General features: G+C 32.0%; 21 protein-coding genes and 4 pseudogenes. 23 read left to right on the top strand and 2 right to left on the bottom strand.

What is annotated here, in order from left to right; all coding sequences use genetic code 11:
• The first annotated feature begins 143 nt into the window (after positions 1-143).
• From BAQ46_RS31465 to BAQ46_RS24080, 16 genes and pseudogenes are all read left to right on the top strand, one after another.
• The gene (locus BAQ46_RS31465) at positions 144-269 is read left to right on the top strand and encodes a hypothetical protein (RefSeq protein WP_255829288.1); all 126 of its coding nucleotides are present in this window, start codon (positions 144-146) and stop codon (positions 267-269) included.
• Complete coding sequence (locus tag BAQ46_RS24150; RefSeq protein WP_013142322.1) at positions 259-1,959, top strand: McrB family protein; 1,701 nt, start codon at positions 259-261, stop codon at positions 1,957-1,959. The genes BAQ46_RS31465 and BAQ46_RS24150 overlap by 11 nt, the downstream gene beginning before the upstream one ends.
• Positions 1,952-3,169, top strand: a complete 1,218-nt coding sequence (locus BAQ46_RS24145) for an McrC family protein (RefSeq protein ID WP_001044030.1) — start codon at positions 1,952-1,954, stop codon at positions 3,167-3,169. The genes BAQ46_RS24150 and BAQ46_RS24145 overlap by 8 nt, the downstream gene beginning before the upstream one ends.
• A 421-nt stretch (positions 3,170-3,590) precedes the next feature.
• Positions 3,591-3,908, top strand: a pseudogene (locus BAQ46_RS24140) (JAB domain-containing protein); the annotation flags it as partial.
• 347 nt (positions 3,909-4,255) lie between these two features.
• On the top strand, positions 4,256-4,435 hold the full coding sequence (locus BAQ46_RS24135) for a hypothetical protein (protein WP_000858402.1): 180 nt from the start codon (positions 4,256-4,258) through the stop codon (positions 4,433-4,435).
• A 188-nt stretch (positions 4,436-4,623) separates the two neighbouring features.
• A pseudogene (gene ltrA, locus BAQ46_RS24130) lies at positions 4,624-6,537 on the top strand (group II intron reverse transcriptase/maturase).
• Between the two features lie 146 nt (positions 6,538-6,683).
• Positions 6,684-6,830 (top strand): annotated as a pseudogene (locus BAQ46_RS24125) (JAB domain-containing protein); the annotation flags it as partial.
• A 135-nt stretch (positions 6,831-6,965) separates the two neighbouring features.
• Positions 6,966-7,702, top strand: a pseudogene (locus BAQ46_RS24120) (5-deoxy-glucuronate isomerase).
• A gap of 670 nt (positions 7,703-8,372) precedes the next feature.
• Positions 8,373-8,972: a hypothetical protein gene (locus tag BAQ46_RS24115; protein WP_078437645.1), complete on the top strand. Its 600-nt coding sequence runs from the start codon at positions 8,373-8,375 to the stop codon at positions 8,970-8,972.
• A gap of 157 nt (positions 8,973-9,129) precedes the next feature.
• A complete protein-coding gene (locus tag BAQ46_RS24110; protein ID WP_000206847.1) occupies positions 9,130-9,357 on the top strand; it encodes a hypothetical protein in 228 nt (75 codons plus the stop codon).
• Between the two features lie 68 nt (positions 9,358-9,425).
• Positions 9,426-9,731, top strand: coding sequence for a hypothetical protein (locus BAQ46_RS24105; protein WP_000500630.1), 306 nt, complete (start codon positions 9,426-9,428; stop codon positions 9,729-9,731).
• 384 nt (positions 9,732-10,115) lie between these two features.
• The gene (locus tag BAQ46_RS24100; protein WP_000231293.1) at positions 10,116-11,012 is read left to right on the top strand and encodes a S8 family serine peptidase; all 897 of its coding nucleotides are present in this window, start codon (positions 10,116-10,118) and stop codon (positions 11,010-11,012) included.
• A gap of 13 nt (positions 11,013-11,025) precedes the next feature.
• Positions 11,026-11,838 carry an SAR2788 family putative toxin gene (locus BAQ46_RS24095; RefSeq protein WP_000759759.1) on the top strand — a complete coding sequence of 271 codons (813 nt, stop codon included), beginning with the start codon at positions 11,026-11,028 and terminating at the stop codon, positions 11,836-11,838.
• A gap of 9 nt (positions 11,839-11,847) precedes the next feature.
• On the top strand, positions 11,848-12,366 hold the full coding sequence (locus BAQ46_RS24090) for a hypothetical protein (protein ID WP_000357144.1): 519 nt from the start codon (positions 11,848-11,850) through the stop codon (positions 12,364-12,366).
• A gap of 241 nt (positions 12,367-12,607) precedes the next feature.
• Positions 12,608-12,967, top strand: a complete 360-nt coding sequence (locus tag BAQ46_RS24085; protein ID WP_071742956.1) for a DUF3796 domain-containing protein — start codon at positions 12,608-12,610, stop codon at positions 12,965-12,967.
• Entirely contained in the window at positions 12,957-13,157 is a 201-nt protein-coding gene (locus BAQ46_RS24080) for a helix-turn-helix transcriptional regulator (RefSeq protein ID WP_001128818.1), read from the top strand. Before BAQ46_RS24085 ends, BAQ46_RS24080 begins: the two co-directional genes overlap by 11 nt.
• A 212-nt stretch (positions 13,158-13,369) precedes the next feature.
• On the opposite strand, the gene BAQ46_RS24075 is transcribed toward BAQ46_RS24080, so the two are convergent.
• The gene (locus BAQ46_RS24075; protein ID WP_001079848.1) at positions 13,370-13,804 is read right to left on the bottom strand and encodes a hypothetical protein; all 435 of its coding nucleotides are present in this window, start codon (positions 13,802-13,804) and stop codon (positions 13,370-13,372) included.
• Between the two features lie 2 nt (positions 13,805-13,806).
• The gene (gene dnaX / locus BAQ46_RS24070) at positions 13,807-15,417 is read right to left on the bottom strand and encodes a DNA polymerase III subunit gamma/tau (RefSeq protein WP_170933251.1); all 1,611 of its coding nucleotides are present in this window, start codon (positions 15,415-15,417) and stop codon (positions 13,807-13,809) included.
• A 291-nt stretch (positions 15,418-15,708) separates the two neighbouring features.
• Here dnaX and BAQ46_RS24065 point away from each other — a divergent pair, with 291 nt between their 5' ends.
• The 7 genes from BAQ46_RS24065 to BAQ46_RS24040 all read left to right on the top strand — a co-directional run bounded on the left by BAQ46_RS24065 (position 15,709) and on the right by BAQ46_RS24040 (position 22,350).
• Entirely contained in the window at positions 15,709-16,995 is a 1,287-nt protein-coding gene (locus tag BAQ46_RS24065; protein ID WP_071742954.1) for a DUF2325 domain-containing protein, read from the top strand.
• A 379-nt stretch (positions 16,996-17,374) separates the two neighbouring features.
• Positions 17,375-18,712, top strand: a complete 1,338-nt coding sequence (locus tag BAQ46_RS24060; protein ID WP_071742952.1) for a hypothetical protein — start codon at positions 17,375-17,377, stop codon at positions 18,710-18,712.
• Entirely contained in the window at positions 18,705-19,889 is a 1,185-nt protein-coding gene (locus tag BAQ46_RS24055; RefSeq protein ID WP_071742950.1) for an SIR2 family protein, read from the top strand. The genes BAQ46_RS24060 and BAQ46_RS24055 overlap by 8 nt, the downstream gene beginning before the upstream one ends.
• Positions 19,890-20,124: 235 nt before the next feature.
• Positions 20,125-21,135 carry a DNA polymerase III subunit delta' gene (locus BAQ46_RS24050; protein ID WP_239534390.1) on the top strand — a complete coding sequence of 337 codons (1,011 nt, stop codon included), beginning with the start codon at positions 20,125-20,127 and terminating at the stop codon, positions 21,133-21,135.
• 12 nt (positions 21,136-21,147) lie between these two features.
• On the top strand, positions 21,148-21,465 hold the full coding sequence (locus tag BAQ46_RS24045) for a hypothetical protein (protein ID WP_071742947.1): 318 nt from the start codon (positions 21,148-21,150) through the stop codon (positions 21,463-21,465).
• Positions 21,466-21,637: 172 nt separating this feature from the next.
• Complete coding sequence (locus tag BAQ46_RS31205; RefSeq protein ID WP_249024565.1) at positions 21,638-21,775, top strand: hypothetical protein; 138 nt, start codon at positions 21,638-21,640, stop codon at positions 21,773-21,775.
• Between the two features lie 32 nt (positions 21,776-21,807).
• Positions 21,808-22,350, top strand: coding sequence for an adenine nucleotide alpha hydrolase family protein (locus tag BAQ46_RS24040; RefSeq protein WP_239534392.1), 543 nt, complete (start codon positions 21,808-21,810; stop codon positions 22,348-22,350).
• Positions 22,351-22,457 lie beyond the last annotated feature (107 nt).

Here is a 22,457-nt window from a genome sequence, read left to right as displayed (position 1 = left end):
GTGGGGATGAAGTTTGTGATTGTGTAAAGCGATAACAAAAAAACTGGGCGATGACGGCAAGTTAGCAAAAAAGAAAGGGAGTCTTGTAGCCTCTTTCTTTTTTATATAGGTCAAATATAGATGGAGGGAAAAGGGGAGTATTTATGAAAGTTAGTAAGATAAAGATTGTTTGTTTATGTCTTGGACTATCTGCTATGGTTGTAGGTTGTACAGATACAAAAGAAAAGACAAAGAATGTTTCTAAGGAAGATAGTAAAAATGGTGTATGAAAGGAGAATTCCAACTCTAAAGAAAGAGTTACGCCGAAGATCGATGAGAATTGTTCAGAGGTATATAGCAAAGAAGAGTGTAATCAGTTCGCAGCGTATACACAATTGGATGCAGGTAAACATAAGGCGCAGGCAACCATATAAAAAGAAATTAAGTATTCGGATAAAGAAGTGTATGAAAAACCGCAGTGTGAGTACATTAAATGAAGTAAAAAATAAGAATGTAATTAACTTAGTATTTATGCAGGGAAAGGAAATTAGCAATACGCTCCAAGAATCTAATGAAGTGTCAGACTCAGATCCAAGAAACTATGTATTTTTTGGTCCACCTGGAACAGGGAAAACATATCAAATTGTTGAACGTGCTCTTGAATTAATCGATAAAAAAACACATGAGGAACTGAAGGCAGATGGACGAGAAGCATTGCAACAAGAGTTTTCACGTTTAACAAAAGAAGGACAAATTCATCTTGTAACGTTCCATCAGTCCTATGGATATGAAGATTTTATAGAAGGATTGAAATCTGATGGAAAAGGGAATTTTGTGCCAACGGATGGTATTTTGAAAAAAGCCGCTCTTGAAGCGATGTATGAAGGAATTCAAAGTACAAGTCAGGAATTTTCGAATGAAGTTCGTTTTGAGCAACTTTATAATTACCTGGTTGAAAATGGCTTGAAGAATAATATTCAATTCGAATCAAAAACAGGAACGAAAAATTTCATTTCATACATTTCAGAGCAAAATAATATCGTTGTAACGAGTGAAGATGTAAAAACTAGTTCAATAGTTTCAAAGAATCGTTTACTAAGCCTTTATCGTTATATTCAGGAGCATGATATTGATTGGAAGAATAATATTATGTTTGTTCGTGAGGCGATTGGTGGGTGTAATCAGACGAGATATTGGTCTGTACTAAATTGGATATTAGAAAAAATGGAAGATACAGTAGAAGACGAAGAAAAAATTGAAGTTGAAGTAGAAGAGAAAAAGGCAATTATTCAAAAGGCATTGTTGGAAAACAGTTCGTTTGATTATTCGAATGCGAAAAAACATGTTGTAATTATTGATGAAATGAACCGAGGCAATATTTCTAAGATTTTTGGTGAGCTGTTAACGTTACTAGAAGAGGATAAGCGTTTAACACAAAGTAATGAATTGATTGTTGAACTACCTTATTCAAAAGCGAAGTTTACGTTACCACCCAATTTATATGTAATAGGGACGATGAATACAGCCGACCGTTCAATTGCACTGCTTGATACAGCGTTACGCCGTCGCTTTGTGTTTGAAGAAATCATGCCAAATACGGATCTTCTTGAATCGATTGGTGATGAAATTGATCTTGCTGAAATGCTTTCTGTTATTAATAGGAGGATTGAAGTGCTGTACGATCGTGATCATATGATTGGGCATGCGTATTTTATAAACGCGAAAACAGATAATGAAGTTATAGCTATTTTTCAAACGAAAATCATTCCACTTTTACAAGAGTATTTTTATGATGATTGGGAAAAGATTGGTCTTGTTTTGGGTGGAATTGGGAGCTCAAAGGAAGATCAATATATTGTTTATAAAGAAGAAGTTAATATAAATGAACTGTTTAAACAAAAGCCATCTATTTATATTCCTGCACTGTACCGAGTAAAACGAAAATTAACAGCGCAAGAGCTAATCGCGATTTATGAATAAGACAATTATAGTGCGTGAGGCGTATGACTGGATTACAGAAAACGACGTTACAGTAGAACAATTTGATGAGCTTATACGATATATTGAAGAAAAATATCCAAATGAACAGGTGATTGATCAAAAGTATAAACGACTTCGCTTTATTAATTATGTTGGCGTCATACAATGTTCTGATGTGCGGTATGAAATTATACCAAAAATAAAAATCACACCTATTGACGATCGAAAGGCATTGCTAGGAATGCTTTCAATTACAGGCTTTTTGCCGGTTTCATTTTATGAGGAAGTACTAAATGGTGAAGATAGAGGTGAACTGCTTACGGCATTTCTTGCTACATTTCTTACCCGTTTGCTAAATGAGCTCAGAAAAGGGACTTATAAAACATACGAACGTCATGAAGAAAATTTAAATACACTGCGTGGCAAGCTCGAGCTTAGTAAACACATTTATAAGAATATATTTCAAAAAACAAAAGCATATTGTGCATTTGATGAATATACGGAAAATAACTCTTTAAACCAGTTATTTAAATGTGCATTGCTCATTGTAAAAAAGCATACCAAAATACATACTTTAAAACTTTATCTTGAGCGCTGTTTAGGCTACTTAGAAACTGTGGATATAGTACATTTCACAGAGAAGGAATTAAAAAGCATTACATTTAACCGACGGAATGAACGTTTTCGTCAAGCTGCTTTATTTGCTAACCTAATTGTTGAGCGAGCAACGATTTATAGTAAAGGGCGAGGAGCATCATCGTTCTCTTTCTTATTTCAAATGAATATGTTGTTTGAAAAATATATTGAAGTAGCACTACAAGAGGCTATTGGTAATAATAAAATAATCAGTCAACATGCAGAGAAGAGGCTATTACGTAACAAGAAGAGTGGACGCCAGAACATTTTATTAAAACCAGATTTTGTGATTGATAATATGATAATCATGGATACGAAGTGGAAAAGTGCAACAAATAATGGAAGAATTAGTTATGTTCAGAGTGACATTTATCAAATGTATGCGTATGTAACTGCTTATAAGGAAGTTCAAAGATGTATATTGCTGTATCCGAAACAGGAGGGAGAAGTTATTCATCCTGTGTGGGAAGTTATCAATACTGAAAAAACTATCGAAATGTGCACGATAAGAATTGATGAATTTTCCAAGACTGTGCGAGAATTAAAAGAAATTCTACAAAAACAAGTTAAATAATTTTGTAAAGACACTCAATTGAATTTGGGTGTCTTTTATTTTAGAAATCAAATCTCCTTTGTAAAAGTATGAATATTTTGTTTTTTTAATTGAAATAGAAATGAGCTTATTATATAATAAGCTCAAGAAATTTTTTCCTTTTTAATCATTCCTAAATAACCACAAACCTTTCGGGTTTACGATCCATTACAAGGAAGTGTATAAAACATATACGCTAATTTGTAATACGAATGTATTCCTGAGAGGTTTTTTTGCGTTGTAGGAATAGGACAAGTATTGAACTAACAAGGATGTGATAGGATGTCTTAACTTTTTAAGAAATGTAATAAGGAAGTAAGAATTTTGAATTTCAAAATACAAAAGAAGGTGGAAAAAGATGAGAGAAGCAGTCTCGTCTTTTTTATTTCGAAAGGAGAAGGGCATGGGTAAGAAAATTATGGTTCAATCTGTAAAGTTGGTAAAAGATAGTAATCGAATTTATGATATTGAGAAAAAGAAAATTACTTGTCCAGCGGATGCTGTACGCTTTGCACAGATTATATTTGATATAGAATCAAGGCCAAATGAAATTTTTGGTGTATTTAACTTAAATACAAAGAATGAAATTATTGGTTGTAGCATTGTGTTTGAAGGAACTGTTGATTCATCGTTAGTCCATCCAAGGGAAACTTTCCGCACGGCAATATTAAACAATGCATCTTCTATTATATGTTTTCACAATCACCGTGCGACACGTTCCTAACTGAAAAGGTTACGCACGCTGTCTGAACGTCATTTATGGCAAGTAAGAGAGTCGTGAACTCTTAACTCGATAGGTAGAATGATAGGGTAACGCCTTGAAATGCCTACTCTAATACTCCGACATGCGTTATTCGAATGTGTATAAGAATAGGGTGTGAAGCTCGGTGAAGTCGGCTGAAAGTTGTCGTAGTACTCATGAATAACCGAAAGCTAACCAGAGGTGGTTGGTACAACTGATAGGTCGGGAGTCGTGAAAAACTTAATATGGTGAGAATGTGGTAAAACACTGACGAACTAGCGAATGAAATGTCTGTAAGTGGAACTACTTAGAAATGAGTAGACTTGATGAAAACTTCAAGTGCGTTCCGTGGGCGAGTAAGTATGGTGGTTTCGAAAGCTCCATGCATCGTTACAGGCGATGGAGAGGACGTCAGGCAAGAGCTAGCACCTAAGTTAAGAATAGATAGAGTTAAGGGAACGTGGAAAGCTATCAACATGGAGAGTACACACTCTATGAAGTGGTAGGGAGGAAAGGAATATATCTATAACTTCCTTTTATGATAGTGAGAGTAGAGGCAGGAGTGATAAAGTTTCTGTAATGGAAATGGAACAATAGCCTCAAGTCGTTTCGCCTAAACTATTTCAACTCAATCATCTCAAGGATTCTCGTATGACTAAAAAGGTCACGAGCCAAGATTGGAGCGTGATATACCTTGAACAAAAACTTTAAGAAGATCCCTAGAATGAAAAATACAAGGTTACGCCATGCTGATTATTATGGCATGACTGAAATCTTCGATGAACTTTATGCAAAAAGTAAGGATAAACAAAAATTTAAAAACCTCATGTCAATCATTACTTCATACAACAACATTCTACTCGCCTATCGAAATATTAAACGGAATAACGGAAGTGCTACGCCTGGAGTCGATGAAGTTACGATAAAGGACGTTGAAGAGCTTGGAACCCATGAGTTTATTGGAATTGTGAAGAAAAGATTTAAACAGTATAATCCTTGAAAAGTAAAACGTGTGGAAATTCCAAAACCTAATGGAAAAACTAGACCATTAGGTATTCCATCTATGTGGGATAGAATTGCGCAACAATGTATTCTACAAGTACTGGAACCTATATGTGAAGCTAATTTTTACAAATATAGTTATGGGTTTAGACCGACAAAATCAGCTGAAAATGCAATATCTGCATGTAATGGACCAATAAACAATAATAAAATGCAATATGTAGTGGATATAGACATTAAAGGTTTCTTCGATGAAGTGAAACATTCAAAACTTATGCGACAAATTTGGGCAATGGGTATTCGTGATAAACAATTACTTGTGATTATACGTAAAATGTTAAAAGCGCCTATTGTTTTACCAAATGGAGAAATCGTACATCCAACAAAAGGGACACCGCAAGGTGGAATACTTTCCCCTCTATTGGCGAATATCGCTTTAAATGAATTTGATTGGTGGATTGCAAACCAATGGGAAAGTAAAAAGTGCCGAACACTTAAGGACTATCTTAATAAGAAAACAGGATGGTATAGTCGCCAATATCGCTATCAACAACTTAGAAAAACATCTACATTAAAAGAAATGTACATTGTCCGCTACGCAGATGATTTTAAAATTTTTACTACAACGCGATTAGATGCTGAAAAGATTTTCATGGCAAGCAAAATGTGGCTAGAGGAACGGTTAAACCTTCCTATTTCTGAGGAGAAATCTCAAATTACAAATCTGAAAAAGAAAAGTAGCGAGTTTCTCGGCTTTGAACTGAAAATGGAACGAAAAGGATATGACCGTTTTGGCCGCAGAAAATACGTTTGTCAATCACATATAGCAGAAAAAGCACGAAAGAGGATTAAGAAACAACTCAAAGACCAGATCAAACTCATGCAAAGAGTTCCCAATGGAAACGAATTAATCAAGAACGTTCGAATTTATAATAGTATGGTTATTGGCATTCACAATTATTATCAAATTGCGACGCAAGTAGTCAATAGTTTGATGCCAATACAATACCAATTAACACAAATAGAACGTCAGCGATTAAAGCAATTTTCATTGAGAAAAACAACCAATTATGCAATCAAAGATAAAGGCATTAAACCTTATTTAAAATCAAAGATGACAAGATATATTAATGGATATCCCCTTATTCCTATTGGGTTCATTAAAACAAAAACAGCATTAATGCCTAAAAATGGTGTTAATAAATTTACCAAAGAAGGACGAGAACTAATGCATCGGGAACAAAAGTCGGTTCCGAACTGGCAAGTTCAATGGATTAGGGAACACCCTATCATTAATGAACGGGCAACAATAGAATTCAATGACAATCGAATATCGCTGTTTATAGCCCAAAATGGAAAATGTGCAGTGACTGGGGAAGAATTGATTCTAACGGAAATGGATTGCCATCATAAAACATTATGGAGTAAAACGAAGGATGATAGTTATTCCAACTTAGTGCTAATTACTAGAGATGTTCACCGGCTAATCCATGCCACAGATGTAGAAACTATCCAAAAGTATCTTGAATTTCTTGAATTAAATGAGGAACAACTTATGAAGCTGAATAAACTAAGGTTGTTAATTGGGAATGAAATAATCAAGTAAATTAGGGATTCAAATTAAACTAAGTAGATTGAGGAAAATGAAATAGAAGGTAAACGATGGAATGCCGTGTGCGATGAAAGTTGCATGCACGGTGTGGAGCAGGGGAAAAGGTGGAGATAACCTCAAAGTCTTACCTATTGCTATCTTCAGGCCATAGTGCGGAATCTCACGAAGATGTTGAAGTGACTAAAAGGTTAAAAGAATGTGGAAACATTATTGGTATACCTCTTCTAGATCATGTCATCATTGGAGATAACAACTATGTGAGTTTAATGAAAAAGGGGATTATCTAATACAAAGCAATAAGCCAACTATTTTTAAGGGGGTGTATAGAGGAATAGGAAGATTCTAAAGCGTTTACTCGCATGAATCTTCTTATTCTTTTTTATTTTGCATAGAAAAATGAAGGATATAATGTATTAACAGAAATGAACGGTCAATACAATGATATGTTAATGGGTATAGGTATATATAAGATGTCTAATGGAAAAGAAGAGTTGTTATTTGATAATAAGAATGAAACAGCAGTACTTTTACTAGAAGAGACAATACGTTTAGAGTGGGAATGGAACAAGTAATTCAAAGACAGTCTGTTTTTGAAGAAAACCCTTGGTGTTTACATGTGGCTAAAAATGTGAAGGTTACAATTACTGCTCTTTCAGATAGTGAAGTGCTTGTCCAAAAAACAGATAATGACCAAGAATTTGCGTCTAAGTTGTATACTCCAAATGAGTGCCAAAGTGTTGTAGCTGGGGAAGGTCTATTAGAGGGAACAGCCCAGCGTGTTATTCGTACGATTTTTGACTATAACAATGCAGCATATTCTAACATGGTAGTAGGAGAAGTTATTTCTTATCCAGGACGATGGTCCAGTTATCCACCGCATCACCATGATCAACCGGAGGTATATTATTATCGCTTTAATAAGCCGCAGGGATTTGGATGTGTAATGGTTGGTGAGGATGCTTATCGCGTTGTACATAATAGCTTTATTACAATTCCAGGTGAGCTAGACCACCCGCAAGCAACTGCGCCTGGATATGCAATGTATTTTTGTTGGATGATTCGACATCTTGAGAATAACCCATGGAATGATCGTATTATGGAGGAAGACCACAAGTGGTTATTAGAACCAAACGTGAAAATTTGGCCAGAAAAGGAATAGATAAATAGAAAAACGAGCACTCCTATTTATAGTGATAGGGTGCTCGTTTTTCTATTTATGCGCAGAAAGGAAAATCCTTCTTACTGTTACCGTCGGGCTATCGTCCTGCACACATTTGAAGAAGGAGAATTCTTTCAGTAAGTATGTAGAAATAATCCTTTATTTTGACGTGTGCTTCTGACCCGATAGCTATTTTTTATGGGGAAAATTAGTTTGCTGGTTATTAAGTTTTTTCTTTGTAATTTATTTTTTGTTTGTTGTTCTATCTACATCTGAAATGGGTAAGTCTGTGCCATATAGGTCTTGGTTAATATCTTTATTTCTAGCATTTGTTCTTGTTCCTTACTAGGGGTATTCAGGGCATCCGATGGGACGCGATTAATCTGTTCGCTCAATAGATTTTCTTCGTCCATATTATACAGCTCTTTTTTGGAATGAGATAAAAAACAATGGAATTATTAATAGAAACTCCGATATTTTGTGTCTTTGAAAGGAATTATATACAAACTTATATTGCAAAGTTAACTAATAAAAAAATGTTAGTGATAAATAAAGAGGTACAGAACTAAAGTTCGAAAGTGTGGTTCTTCTATCAAATAAGATATGATTTGATATTTTCTTAGTTTTGGTTCGTTAAGTTTATATACTTAAAGTAAAGGACTTAATTTCAATTAAGGGGGAGGATAATTTGGAAGTGTATAACTCAGCTGCTCCTGCACAAACAAAAAATGAAGATTTACCATTTGATATTTCTTGGATGACCGATTGGATTGTAGACTGGTTTGGTTCTTTGTTTAATGGCGGCAGTGATGTAATGAAAGATGGGGGAGATAAAATAGATGGTGCAGTCCATGCGAGTGTGCCTGCATTCTTTGATGTTATTTTCCTTATACTTTCTGTAGTAATTTTAATATCATTATTAGTTTTTGGGGCTTCGTTATGGTTTAAACATATTAAGTGGAAAAAAAGATCTATATATTTTGGAGTAGGTTCATTTATTCTCATACTTTTAATAAGGATTCTACCAGTGTTAATGTTGACGACACGTTCTTTTGATTTTCAAACCTTTATGAGTAATATGGTGGGCTTAATTACTTCTATAATTTTAGGAACAGCTGTATTAATGTTTTTGATATCTTTAGCATTAGGTATGCTTTATAAGAAATTTGAACATCCCAAATATGGAAAATGGAGTTCAAGTTTGAGATATAGTTCCATTTTTATATTTGTAATGACATTGCTAGTACCGGCCTTACTGCGTCATTTATAATTTCGGTTTATAAAAGGAGAAGGAGGAATAGTGCAAGTAATTTCTAAAATATTTCTGTGTAATGATGCTAGTATCCGTTCTCCTGTAGATTTCAAGGTAAATCTAATAGATTAAAAAAATATATGATACGAAGTTTTGCCAAAGGGGAGAGGTACTAGTGACTACTTTTGTTGTAATGGTAAGCATATTCTTAATTCTGTTCGTAATTGGTCCAAAAGCGACTAAGAAAAAAGAAGAAAGAGATAGAATTAAAAAGGAACATGAAGAGAAAATAGAGGCTTTAGAGGAAGAGAAAATTGACTTAGATATTAATGGAACTAAAGTACGGTTACACAAGAAGCCTAAGTTAAAAAGTAGTATATATAAAATAAAGGGTGACAGATAAATTCATAATAGGATAATCAGTTTCAAATTTATTTACAAAGCTTTAGTACAATCAGAAAGGATGATTCGATGGGAGCTGAAGTTAAATACCGATGGACAACTAGCATTTTTAATTACAAAGGTAAAGGAGAAGAATGGATAACAGGTTATTTAGAAACTAAGGAAGCAGCAAGTGGTGACCTTATAGCTGAGGGCACATCAGGGTTTATATTATTGGATAACCCTGATAGTGAAGGAGATATTCAAGAAGTAGAATTCATAAAAATCATTAAAGATGAAAAAGGGAATGCTATTGTTTCAGAAGTAATAAGTGATGAAACAGCTAAAAAACTATATTTTGATAAGGCTTTTGAAGTATGGAAAGAGGATTTTTAGATAATATCATTTATTGATTAAATTTTGTCCAAAAATCATTTTATGTGTAATAAAGTCATTTTAAATAAAAGCAATAATTTCCTATCATATTTTCGTGACAGGAAATTATTGCTTTTTTATGTTGATTTATACTTTACGTATTGCTTCTGTTAGTAAGTAATTTTATCTTTATAAAAATATATTTATCGCATTATATAAATATTAAACTAAGTTAAATATTGGTATCTGTTCTCATTGAATATATCAGAAAATATTGGTAAAAAACAGTCTTTTTATTACATTCAATTGACTTTAATATTTAAAGGGTCATATGAACTTTAAGTTTGTGTTGATTAATCCTCGTCATTACAAGGGGACGTTTTTTGAAGGAATCGTTAAAAAGGAGTGGTGTTTATAAAGAAAATATTATTATTTGTATGCGCTTTAGTGTTATTTGTCATGTTTGGATGTACTAAAAAAGTATCTAATAAGTATGTTATCTCAGAGGGAAGTTGCCAGAAAAATTGGGCAGTTTGTACGTTATTTCCTGAACGTGTAATCAAAATTGCAGGTTCTAAAACTGTGAAAGTAGCTGTTTTAGATAGTGGGATTAATCAGGACATAAAGGGACTTAAAGGCCAGGTAAAGAAAAGTTATAATGCGCTTAATAATACTTTTGAGACAGAGGCTATATTAGATCATGGAACTATGATTGCAAGTATCATTGCTTCTACAAAAAGTAGAAATAATGTGGTGGGAATTAATCCTGCTGTTGAATTGTATGATGTTCAAGTTTTAAATGAAAAGGGTAGTGGAAAAATAGCGGATATAATATCAGGGATAAACTGGAGTGTTGAACAAGGTGTTGATATTATCAATTTAAGTTTTGGCTTTTCTAAAGATGACCCTAAGCTAAGGGAAGCGATAAGAAATGCATCAAATAAAGGGATAATAATTATTGCTGCTACAGGAAATACCATTGGCTTATCTACTGATTACCCTGCTAAATACCCTGAAGTATTATCTATTTCTGCTATTGATAAGGATATGAAATTATATGCTTATGCCGGCCAAGGCAAGGTTGATTTTGTGGCACCAGGCGTAGATGTACCTGTATTAAACATACATGGAGAGGTTGAAATGCAAAGCGGGACTTCTTATGCAACAGCTTATACAACAGGGATAGTTTCTATATTGCTTCAAAATGGGAGTAAAGACATAGAAAAGGATCTACGCTTTGGAGCAATAAAATTAGGTGCGAAAGAAAAATTTGGGATGGGATTAGTACAAATAAAAGAATAAGGTGGAGAATTTAATGAAAAAATATTTTATCTTCAGTATAATTACAGCGCTTTTCATTACATATGTTCCTACAGGGTTTGTATATGCAGCGCAAGAAAATGATTCTGCATTAAAAGAAATTGTAAATGTTACCGAAAACACTGAAACTAGTAAAATAGATACCGAAGTTAAAGTTGATGTAAAGGAAGATTTAGGAATAGAATCATCCGAACAAATTGAAATAACTGAAAATGTTGTTGATAATGTAGACACTTTTGAATCAATATTAGATACTGATCAAGTACAAATGGAAAGTACATTGGAATATAATATTGAAACAAGTGAAATGAGTGCTAAAGCAATACTAAATGATGATAATGGAAATGAAATAGAGAAGAATTTTTCAATTCTTGTGACTGATGTAGAAGGTGAAGATTTAAAAGCCATTTTTGTGGATCAAGAAACTGGTGAGCAATATTCTATTGATACACAAGAAATAACTGCATCTGCTCTTCCTTTGGTTCCCGTTCTTGTTGCATTCATAGTTAAAAGCGGTCTAAAAGCAGCTATAAAAAAATATGGACCAACTGCTATTAGAACTCTAATGAAAAACTCTGAACCTCTTGCTAAAGCAGTTGCAAGCAGATTAGGATACGCAGAAACAAAATTTTACTCTCATGGTGCAAGAGTATATTATAACAAAAAAGGAAAACCTAAATATATAACTAGAGACAAAGATGGCCACATTGGTGGAGCTTTTAAAGGTGCTGATACAGTAAAAGCTCTTGCAAATAAGAAAACTAGATCTGGAACTTATGATTTAGAATTAAGAAGAATCGGAGCTTAATAACTAATTATGGATAAATTTAAAAAATTCAAAGTAGATTTTACAAATACTGAAGAAACTCCCTTTTTTCAAGTAACTTCGAATCATAGAATTAGATTCGATATGGATTTATTTGTGAATAATAACACTCGATTATTAAAAAATATCTTGGATAATTTATTCAATCAAAACGAAAAAATAAATTCTTCCTTTATCTGTGGATATATTATAAATGGTAAAAGAATTCATGAAAAAACAGGTTTAGGTAAATTTACTAAAATTAGAAATTGGAAAGAAACATTAATAAAAAACGATAATTTTACAAGTTCAACAATTTTTGCATCTATAAAAAATTTAAATTATCAAGATGTCTATAAATACTGTCAAAATGTATCACAAGGGCATCCATCAGCATATATCTCATTTTATAATGACAATTATTTATTATATATAAATCAGGATGTACTTGATATAATTTCATTTAATGAGAAGTTAATAGAACAATTAAAAACTAAATATGCAGTGGAATATGATAAATATTATGAGTAATTGATATATTTTAAAGGAATATATTAAGAGATTATAGAGAATTCCCAAAAGACCAACCCCTTATTTATTAAGGGGTTGGTCTTTTTTGATTTTTGTGTAGGTTTGCAATAAGGTTTAACCGTTTTGAAAAAAGATTAACTGCTTATAAAAAAGTCGTACCGTTTTCAATCCTTTTTATTTCCAAGTTGATGTGATATATTTATAACAATTAGTGCGAAATACATCGCAAAGGAGAATTCACATGAAAAACAAACTGGCTTACTTGGGGTTTATTGGATTTCTAGGACTTTTAGGTCCTCATTCATTTTTAGGTGAAACATCATTTACATATTACTTTTTCGCTTTCTTCCCCTTCTTTTTATATGCAAAAGTTATACCAGATGAACTTTTTATTCTACATGTTCGCATTGCTGCCACAAAGGCATTTTTCGTGGCATTAGTAATGGGTGTTTTACTAATCTTAAGTATCGTTATTTTTGCAAATGTACATGTAATCAGATTATGCGTTGTACTTGCAGTTGTAATACCATTAGGAACTTTTGTAATTAATTTAGAAATATTTGAACGTAGAGAAAAGAAAGGGATGCAAGATGCCACTTAAAACTCGAATGAAAGAATATAGGGTAAAGCTAAGTATGTCTCAAGAAGATCTAGCCAATGAGGTTGGTGTCCGAAGGGAAACAATTGGCAATCTCGAAAATGGAAAATATAATCCTTCATTCAAACTCACTTATGATATTGCGAAGGTTTTGAAAGCACCTATTGAAGTTCTGTTTTGGTTTGAAGAATAGGTTAGGTATAAGTATATTGTTGTAATAGATATGTCTATGAGTTTTGATTAATCTTTTTTATAAAAACTAGATTCGGATTTCTAACAAAAGACTCCATTTTGATTAATCTTTTTTCAAAATGGAGTCTTCTTATTTACCATATAATATGGGTTTGTGGAGTTTTTTTGATTAAACTTTATTTCAAACCAACATTTTCTTCCATAATGAAGTATTTAATTACATTGAGTGTTGTTATTTATCCTTACATATGCAATGTTCTCAACTAATTGAAAGTCATTTTCTATTAATTGGGTAATAAATTCATTTGAATTATTTTGCTTATCAATTTTCTCTAATAATACAAAATCACCTAATTTATTACTTTCCTCAAATGGTAGGAGCCTGTTTTCAAGTATAACGTTTAGGATACCTAATTCGATATTAGAGAATGTATGCTGCTTTGTTAATTTATTTGCTAGATGAAATGCAATTAATTGAAGAAACTTTCTAATGTCATATGGGGTAGTATTATAATACTTATATCTATTTGCAAGTTCGTTAAGTACATACAATAGATGATCAAATTCCATAGAAGATAAGGCGGAAATATCTTCAACTGGGAGTTTAGGTTTCTTTTTTCTTCCAAACGGTACTTTGATACGATTCATTTCTACACTTCCTTATTAGTATTTATCTCTTCCCACTCACTTTTTTCTAAGTAAATCATTTTAATTTGACGTCTAAGTAATTGTGAAATGGTTTTAGTAACTATGGAATCATTTAATGGATTATATAAAGTTTCAACTTGTTGGGGATGTTCCATTACGAATATAATATGGTGCTTTGATCCAGTAGCATGAACTATTTCTCCTAAACTATTTGCAATAAGGGGATTATCTTTCTTTATATGAGCAATACAGTTAGGGAGGAAAGTTTCTAACAATTTGCTTGTTTCCCAAGTGATTTCAGGTAAAACAATATCTTTTGCAGTTTCCTTAGCTTTAGGATCGCGATAAATTTGAATGTTTCTGCGTCTTTGATTAGCAGTTGGTTCTTCTTTTTGTTTTTCTAATTCGTCTAAACGCTGATTGAATGCTGCGATGGTATCAAGTAAACTTTGTAACAATGTTTGATTAAGCTCACTGGAATCTTCATTTTCATTATTTTTGATATTCGGTTGGATCGTTGATATTTCCTGCTCCAGTTGAAGTATCTTAACTAATGCAATTTCGATTAGCGTTGCTGCATATACAGAATTTTTTATTTTATACTGTACCGTAGTAAGCTCTTCAAGAATATTTGGAATCTTGGATAATGGTATTCGCTCAGCAAGGTTTATAAAGGCATTATTATAAATGGCCACTTTAAACATGTCAGTTTTTTGAGATAGATTAAATATCATGAGGTCTCTATAGTAACCGATTAAATCGCTTAAAAAGAAATCCGCTTGTTTTCTCTCTAGGATAGTTTGCAAGGAATCCAAAGTGCTGTTTAAATCTTTCTCAGTTATATAATGTATTAGTTTTTCAATATCCTGAATTGCTACCTTACCAACGACTGTTGCAACATGCTCTATTGTTACATTATTTGTTGCGTATGCAATTACTTGGTCCATTATGCTAAGAGCATTTCTTAAACCACCTTCAGCTAATTGGGATATTAAATGCAATGCTTCATCTGTAATCCGAATCCCTTGATCATGGGAGATGAATTTTAACCTGTCAATCATTGCTTGAAGTGGTATATTTCGAAATTCAAATTGTTGGCATCTAGAAATGATAGTTTTAGGAACTTTTTGTGGATCTGTTGTAGCCAGTATGAAAATAACATGTGCTGGTGGCTCTTCTAATGTCTTTAATAGGGCATTAAATGCAGAATTTGAAAGCATATGCACTTCATCGATGATGTACACTTTATATTTTCCTGTAACCGGTGCTAAATGTACCTGGTCTCGTATCTGCCGTATTTCTTCTACTCCATTATTACTTGCAGCATCAAATTCTAGAATGTCCGCGAATTTATTATTATTGATATCACTACAGTTGGCGCACTTTTGACAAGGCTCACCATTACTTAATGGAGCTAAGCAGTTAACGCCTTTTCCAATTATTTTGGCAACAGTTGTTTTACCAGTACCTCGTGGTCCAGATAGTAGGTAGGCATGAGCTACTTTTTCTAGTTTAATCGCATTCATGATTGTCGTTTTAATATGATCTTGCCCCACTAAATCATTAAAGTTATTTGGTCTATACGCACGGTATAGTGCAATATAATTACTCATTAATATTCCTCCCATAAATATAAATTTTATTAAATGGCAATCCTTTTAAACGCAAAAAAGCAGCCAAATGAGTAGAGTTACTGTTCACATTTTCATGTGTTAACTCAACCCAAAGGGCTGCTTTTAATTTAAAGAAGAAAAAACAAAAAGTAAAAAAATATAAGAATATTATAACTCTTGATTTAGCAAAAAGGAAGATTAAAAAGTTTATGAATCGATTTGACACTCATAATTCCACATATTACTATTTAGAGGAGTTGTCAGAAAATTCTATTGTGGAGGGGATTAAAAATGGGTGAATTAGTTTCGATTACAAAAAAGGATGGAAAAGAATCAATAGATTTATTTAAACATTATAGTGAGTGTTTTGAGGAAGGAGATTCTATAGGTCAAGATAAGATATCTGATGAATTATTTACAAAAGTGAAAGATGCTGTTACTCAGTATTGGTTAGAATCTACGGACTCATTACCTGATGTTGTTGATTTGTACATTATTATTTCATTAATAGAAAGTGATTCACCAAAACACAAGAAAATAGTTACTCGTTTTTTCAATGACTGTAAAATTTTCTTAACTGCAAAGGAAAAGAAACAAGGTAAACGAGGGAAAATCGATCGCTTGTTAAAAGAATATAGTAAACCACAAATGAAAGAAAGACTTCAAAAGAACTTGAAAGTCGCTGGTGAAATTGAGATAGCTCAATTACAAGCAGCGTATGATCAAACAGATAATCAACAGAAAAAAATTAAAGATGTACAAGAAGTAATTGAGAAGTACGGAATGCATTTCACAATTTTTATCACTGCTTATATGAAAACTAAAGGAACAGATGATATGCATGATTTGTATTTAGAAGCTGCTCCATTTAGATACATTAACATTCTTGCAGAATTAGCAATATTTCATCAGGAGAGATATCCTAGTCAAGAAAAGGCCGAAGAGATTTCGTTTAAAGAGGAGTGGAATAAACTTCAAAGTAAGTTAAACGAGTATGAAAAAAAGTTTAACAAACAAGAGAAGATGTTAAATAAATACAAAATGGAAAATGAACATTTGAAAAAACAAAAAATCTCATCAGATGCTAAGGCCTCAAGAGTTGTTAAACAAACGGAGAGGTCAGTAAATGAATTGATGACTGATTTGGCAACTGAGGAGGAAATCAAGTCAGAACAACATAAAAAAGAAATAGAGTATTTAAATAAAACGATTGAACAAATGGCTCTAGAAATCATTCAATTGCAGAAAGAAGAAGAGCCGGAAGGAAATGTGCATAAGAATGATTTGTCAGGAAAGAAAGTGGCTGTAATTGGTGGGAATAAAGAAAGATACTATAGAGAGTGCGTTGAAAAATACAATGCAGAAATTATATTTGTAGCAGAAGATCAGCATCGTAAGATAGATAGTACAGTTAAAAAAGCTGATGTAGTCTTTTATCTAACAGAATTATTGAGTCATATATATCATGAATTAATTATTCCGGCCGCAGCTCGTTATAACACTCCTATTCGCTTTGTAAATAGTAAGGGGATTTCAGCATTTGAAAGTGCATTAAAAAGATATGCTAATGAGAATTAGATAAAAATTTGATGGAAGTTTGAGATTTAGCTAGAATGTTCGATGGTGAGGGGACGCATTTGGGTTGAAGGATACAAAGATATAAAATAAGAGAGAGTTTAATATATAATAAAGTGTTAAGTTGAAAAACGGTAAGTTCATCTTAAAAGGATTCATTTTGATTAAACTTTATTCAAAATGAATCCTTTTAAGATGTTATAAAATACGTGTTTATAAGAGACTTCTAATCAAACATTATTTAAAAAATCAACAATATATATTTTTAAGAATTAATTAAAGACCTTGTAGGTGGTGAAATTTGTATATTATTATCTCCAAAAGTAATAATATTATTGTTATAATGCATTTATATTGATTTTGAAAAAGAGGGTGAATCCTGATGTCACAACCAATTAATATAAATGCAGAAACTAATAGCATGTATATCTTTCAAGGTAATCGTTTTTTAGAGTATATAGAACCAATTGAGATAAAGAAAGTTATAAAAGAGAAGACAGGTTTTGAGGAACAGGATGGAGAGGGTTTTGGAGAGTATTATAAGCGCTTTCTAACAGAAAAAGCTAGCGAGGCAGAAATTTTAGAAAGAGAATTTTTTGAATCAATTTTTTATGGACGATTAACCAATGTATTCATAAATAAAATAAAAAATGAACCCGTTACTGAGGACATTTTCAAACAAGCAGTCAAACGCTTAATTGATGATATGAATTCTAGAAATACTTTACCACCAGATGTTAAAAGGTTAATGAAGGAAGATGGCTTTTACATAATGGATTTAGTAAACACTACAGAAAAAAATACATTTTTAGCTGGTTTCGATTATAGTACTGCAAATGGTTATGTAGATAAATCCAGATTTCTAATTACACATGTTGTTCCAACAAAAACAGACGCTGATAGAACAGTTATAAAATATCTTGTATGTGCAATAGAAATTAATTATACAAAAAAAACACTTGTAGCAGCTTTAAAAAACATTCCCAATATAGTAAATGAAGATGAGAATGGAGAAATAGATGAGGGAATACAAAAAACAGTAGTTCAAGCGTATAAAAAATTTTTAAAACTTTTTGAAAATCACTTACAAATTCAAAAGTTTATTAAAGTTAAAAAAGATAGAAGAGCAATGTTTGAAATGTGTGAAAAACTTGATAATACTATGTTGTATGATTTAAGAGAAGAAATTGAATTGAAAAATTCGGACACGCTTAAAACTATGGTAAGTACGTTAACTGAAGAACTATTTGGGAAAGCAATTGCCCCAATTGTAAAACAAGATAATTTAGTAAAACGTTTTAAATCTTTATTATTGGCAACATATTTAGATGTAATGACCGAAGATGATAATTTAATATATATCGCAAAGAGTAGTAAGTTAGTTGGTTATCCTACTAGAGTGGCATTTCAATCTAGTAATTCTTTAAAGGGAGCAACTGGAACATCAGGAGCAAGTGAACCGGTAGCTACATCTGTTATGTTTCATAGTTTATATACTGACTTCCAGGAAGCTCTGGAATTACCAAAATGGGCACTATCTTGGTTTACAGATATAAATCATTTAACAGATAGCACAGAAGTCATTCAAACATCTGTAGTATCTATGAAAGAGAATTTCAAGGTGACTTTTATTAACAAAAACCATATTGGGAAGGAATTATTTCAGCATGTTATTGGAGAGCTTAGTCAGTGCCGTGATTACGAAGAAGGCGATGAGTGAATCAGAGGCCATAGAAAATATTAATTCTTTTCTAAAAAAATTTCGTTTTATCAAGTTTAGTAGCGATTCGTCTTTTCCGAATTTTAGTGAAATTATTTTAGCAATGAAGGAATTAGGTTTAACACGAGAGTATTTTAATTACACATGTTTAAGATATGATAAAACTGAAAATACAAATGTAATGATGACCACATGTGTACATTGTGGAAACAATATTAGTGTTGTAAATGGTAATCATGAAATTAAACATATGTTTCAAATAAATAAGACGAAAACTTTGATACTATTAGAGGAGTTAAATTTAAGGAGAGAAAAAGAAATGTTAGATCATTATCTTATAGAGGATTATTCTCTTAATCTAGAGCAATTAAAGAAAAGAAAAGAGAATTTAATACCATTTATGGGTTCGGGATTGTCAGTTCCTTTTAATTTACCTAATTGGAAAGGCATGTTAAATGGATTTTCAAGATATCTGAAAAAAGGATATGAGGGGTATTATAATGATAAGCTAGATGAAGGAGATTATTTCGAAGCGCTTAGTTATTTAAAAAAGTCTTCGTTCTTAAGCAAGGACGAATTAATTCAAGAACAAATTGTTGATATATTTAATGAAAAAATTAACATGAAAATAGAAAGAGAAAATCATAATTATCAAGATGTTTTAGATTTGAATTCTGATTTTTATTTAACAACAAATTATGATAATATTTTTTCGACGATTAGGGGTAGTTTCCATCCCCCTCTTATGTGGGATGATATTGAAAATATGCAGAAATTTTTAGGCGAGAAAAAACAATCCATAGTGCATTTACACGGGATGATTCATAAACCTAAAACTATGATTGTTACAAAGGAAAGTTATGATGGGCTGTATAAGAATGAGGATTTTATGAGAATAATCTCTACGTTTATGAGCAATAAATCATTTATCTTCTTAGGTTTTTCTTTTCAAGATGTTTATTTTAAAGACTTGTACGAAAAAATTATATCTAAAACGGGTGGAGAACATTTTATTATCCTTCCTAATATTTCATATAGTGATGCGCTAACCTTTTCGAAGCAAAACCTAAAAGTAATTGGAATAAATGTTAAAGAATCAGACGTTGGAATAGACGGGGAGGATTTAGTAAAAGGTATCAAAACAATTTTAAATTATATTAATAATGATACAAAATAATGTTATGGATAAGATTGAAAGACTCTTATCTACTATATATTAACCCATTATAGTAACAGGGAAATGTTTGAATGTTTCGTGAGTTCGAGTTAATATAGATTAAATAATACTTTTATTTTGTTTAAAATAATACACAAGACCTTTCGGGTTATAAGAATTATTGTAAGTCTCTTACAATAGCACTTATTTCTTCGGAAGGTCTTTTTGTGTTAATAAAATTTAAGGAGTGGTAATGATGACGCGGATTATATCTTGGGGCGAAGTTATGCAAAAGCAACATATCGTAGGGACAATACTGAAAAATGGATTAGTAAATAATAAGGTTAATCATGCGTATCTATTTAACGGGGAAGCAGGTACTTTAAAAAAAGAGACAGCTTTATTATTTATTAAAAGCCTATTTTGCTTAGAAAATTCAGAGAGAATACCATGTAATGATTGCCGAAATTGTAATCGCATAAATAACAACATTCATCCTGACGTAGTTATTATTTCACCAGAAGAGGGTGGGAGTATTAAAAAGGAGCAAATTCAGCAGTTACACAAAGAAATCTCATACACATCTACTGAACTCTCAAGAAAGATTTATCTTATTGATCGAGTCGAGATGCTAACAACTAGTGCTGCTAATAGTTTATTAAAATTTTTAGAAGAACCAGATGGAAATACAACGGCTATTCTTGTTACTGAAAATATACAAAAGGTTCTCGGTACGATTCAATCTAGATGCCAAATTTTAAACTTTCTAGATACACCTATGGGAGAATACGAAGAAGAATTATCAGCAGCTAATCTTTCTCAGGATATAGTAAAGCTTTTAACTCGTATGACAAATAATATAGATAAAGCTATGTCACTAGCAAAAGGGCAGTGGTTTATAGAACTCCATTTACAAATAGTTAGTTTAATGAAAAATTTGATGGAACCTACAGTCTTTATAGAAATAATAAAGTTATTAAAATTAATAGATACAAAAGAAAAAGAGCCCATTCTATTTAAATTTATAAATATATGGTTTAAAGATGTGCTATATGCTTTAACAAACAAGAAAGATTTTGTATCTTTTCAAAGTCAAATCGATACTTTAGAGTTACATGCTGAAAAACTAGGTGTAAAAGGAATTGCTGATGCAATAGAACTTTTAGAAAAAGGTTATATAAGAAGACAAGCGAATGTTTCGTTAAATCTTGTTCTGCAAGAAATGTTCATTAAGTTGCAAAAAAACGTATATATGGTTGCTTTATAAGGAGGAGAATCTATGTGGATAGAACAGTTGAAAAGAAACCCACATATGAAATCAGACGCTTTATATACTGCTCTAGGTTACTCTAAGAAAGGGTTTGGGGCATGTGGACACTGGAAAACTTGTTCATTGGGAAAAGGAGATTGCTATTTAGAACAAGTGGATCCTGAAGTACCATTGTATTGCGCATGTTATAAGCGAAATCATACAGAGTGTAATGAACAAAACGTCTTATCACAATCATGTACAGAAGAACCTTCAGAACAAGAAGAAAAAATTACTAGAGAGATGAGCTTGAATAATGATGAATTAGGACAGTTAACTTTATTTTAAGCAGCTGCTTCATTAAAAACTACGTATGCAGTAAATACCATAAATGAAAGGGGGATAACCCTTTGTTGCAATAAGCACAAGGGAGAGATCCCTTTGTGTTTTTTATTGTAATATTGGGTAAGAAAAAATGAATAGAAACTCTTTAGATGAAATTGAAATAATAAAGCAAAGAATGAAAGAAGTATATTTAAAATATAAGACTCACATGGTTGCAATGAGTGGAGGGAAAGATTCATCACTTGTAATGCAATTATTATGTGAAACATTAGAGAATATGAAACCAGAGGAACGTATTCACAGGTTCATATAATTTGTGCTGATACGGGTGTTGAGACACCAGAAATGACTGCTTATCAATATAGATGCTTAGAACAAATTAAGAGATATGCGGCAGGTGAATTTCATAATAAGGGGAAAATGCCGTTTTTGGTTCATATGGTGAAACCACCAATGAAAAGTAGATTTTTTTATGAATTATTAGGTCGCGGTACTTCTATTCCGTTAGGAAATGTAAGAAATAGATGGTGCACGAGCCATTTAAAACTTCTGCCAATGCAGAATAAATTGAAAGAAATTTTAAATGAAATTCCTATGGATATAGAAAATGACGAATTTGATGTTTTGCTTTATAACGGTGTAAGGAATGAAGAGAGTGCGCGTCGCAGAAGGAGTATTGCTGCAATTGAAGATGATGCAACCTCATACTTTGCTGAGCATCCAGATATAACTAGAATAAAGTATTACTATCCAATAAAGTTTTTAACATCCTATATTTTTTTTCACTTTCTTTCGGTTCGTCTTCTATTGTTTTGTCAATTAGCTTTCTCATTTTTTCTTGTTTATTTTTCTTTTTTTTCTCGAAAAACTTATCGAATAATCCCATAGGTGAACCCCCTTTACTTTTATCGTATTCGAATATATTGTTTAATACTATACCATTTTTTGTTCCGCTTTAAAGAACGTTAGTTCTTTTAGAAGGGGTGATTTTGTTT

The sequence above is a fragment of the Bacillus paranthracis genome, from assembly GCF_001883995.1.
GTDB classification, from domain to species: Bacteria; Bacillota; Bacilli; order Bacillales; family Bacillaceae_G; genus Bacillus_A; species Bacillus_A paranthracis.
This window is presented reverse-complemented; position numbering and strand designations above follow the sequence as displayed.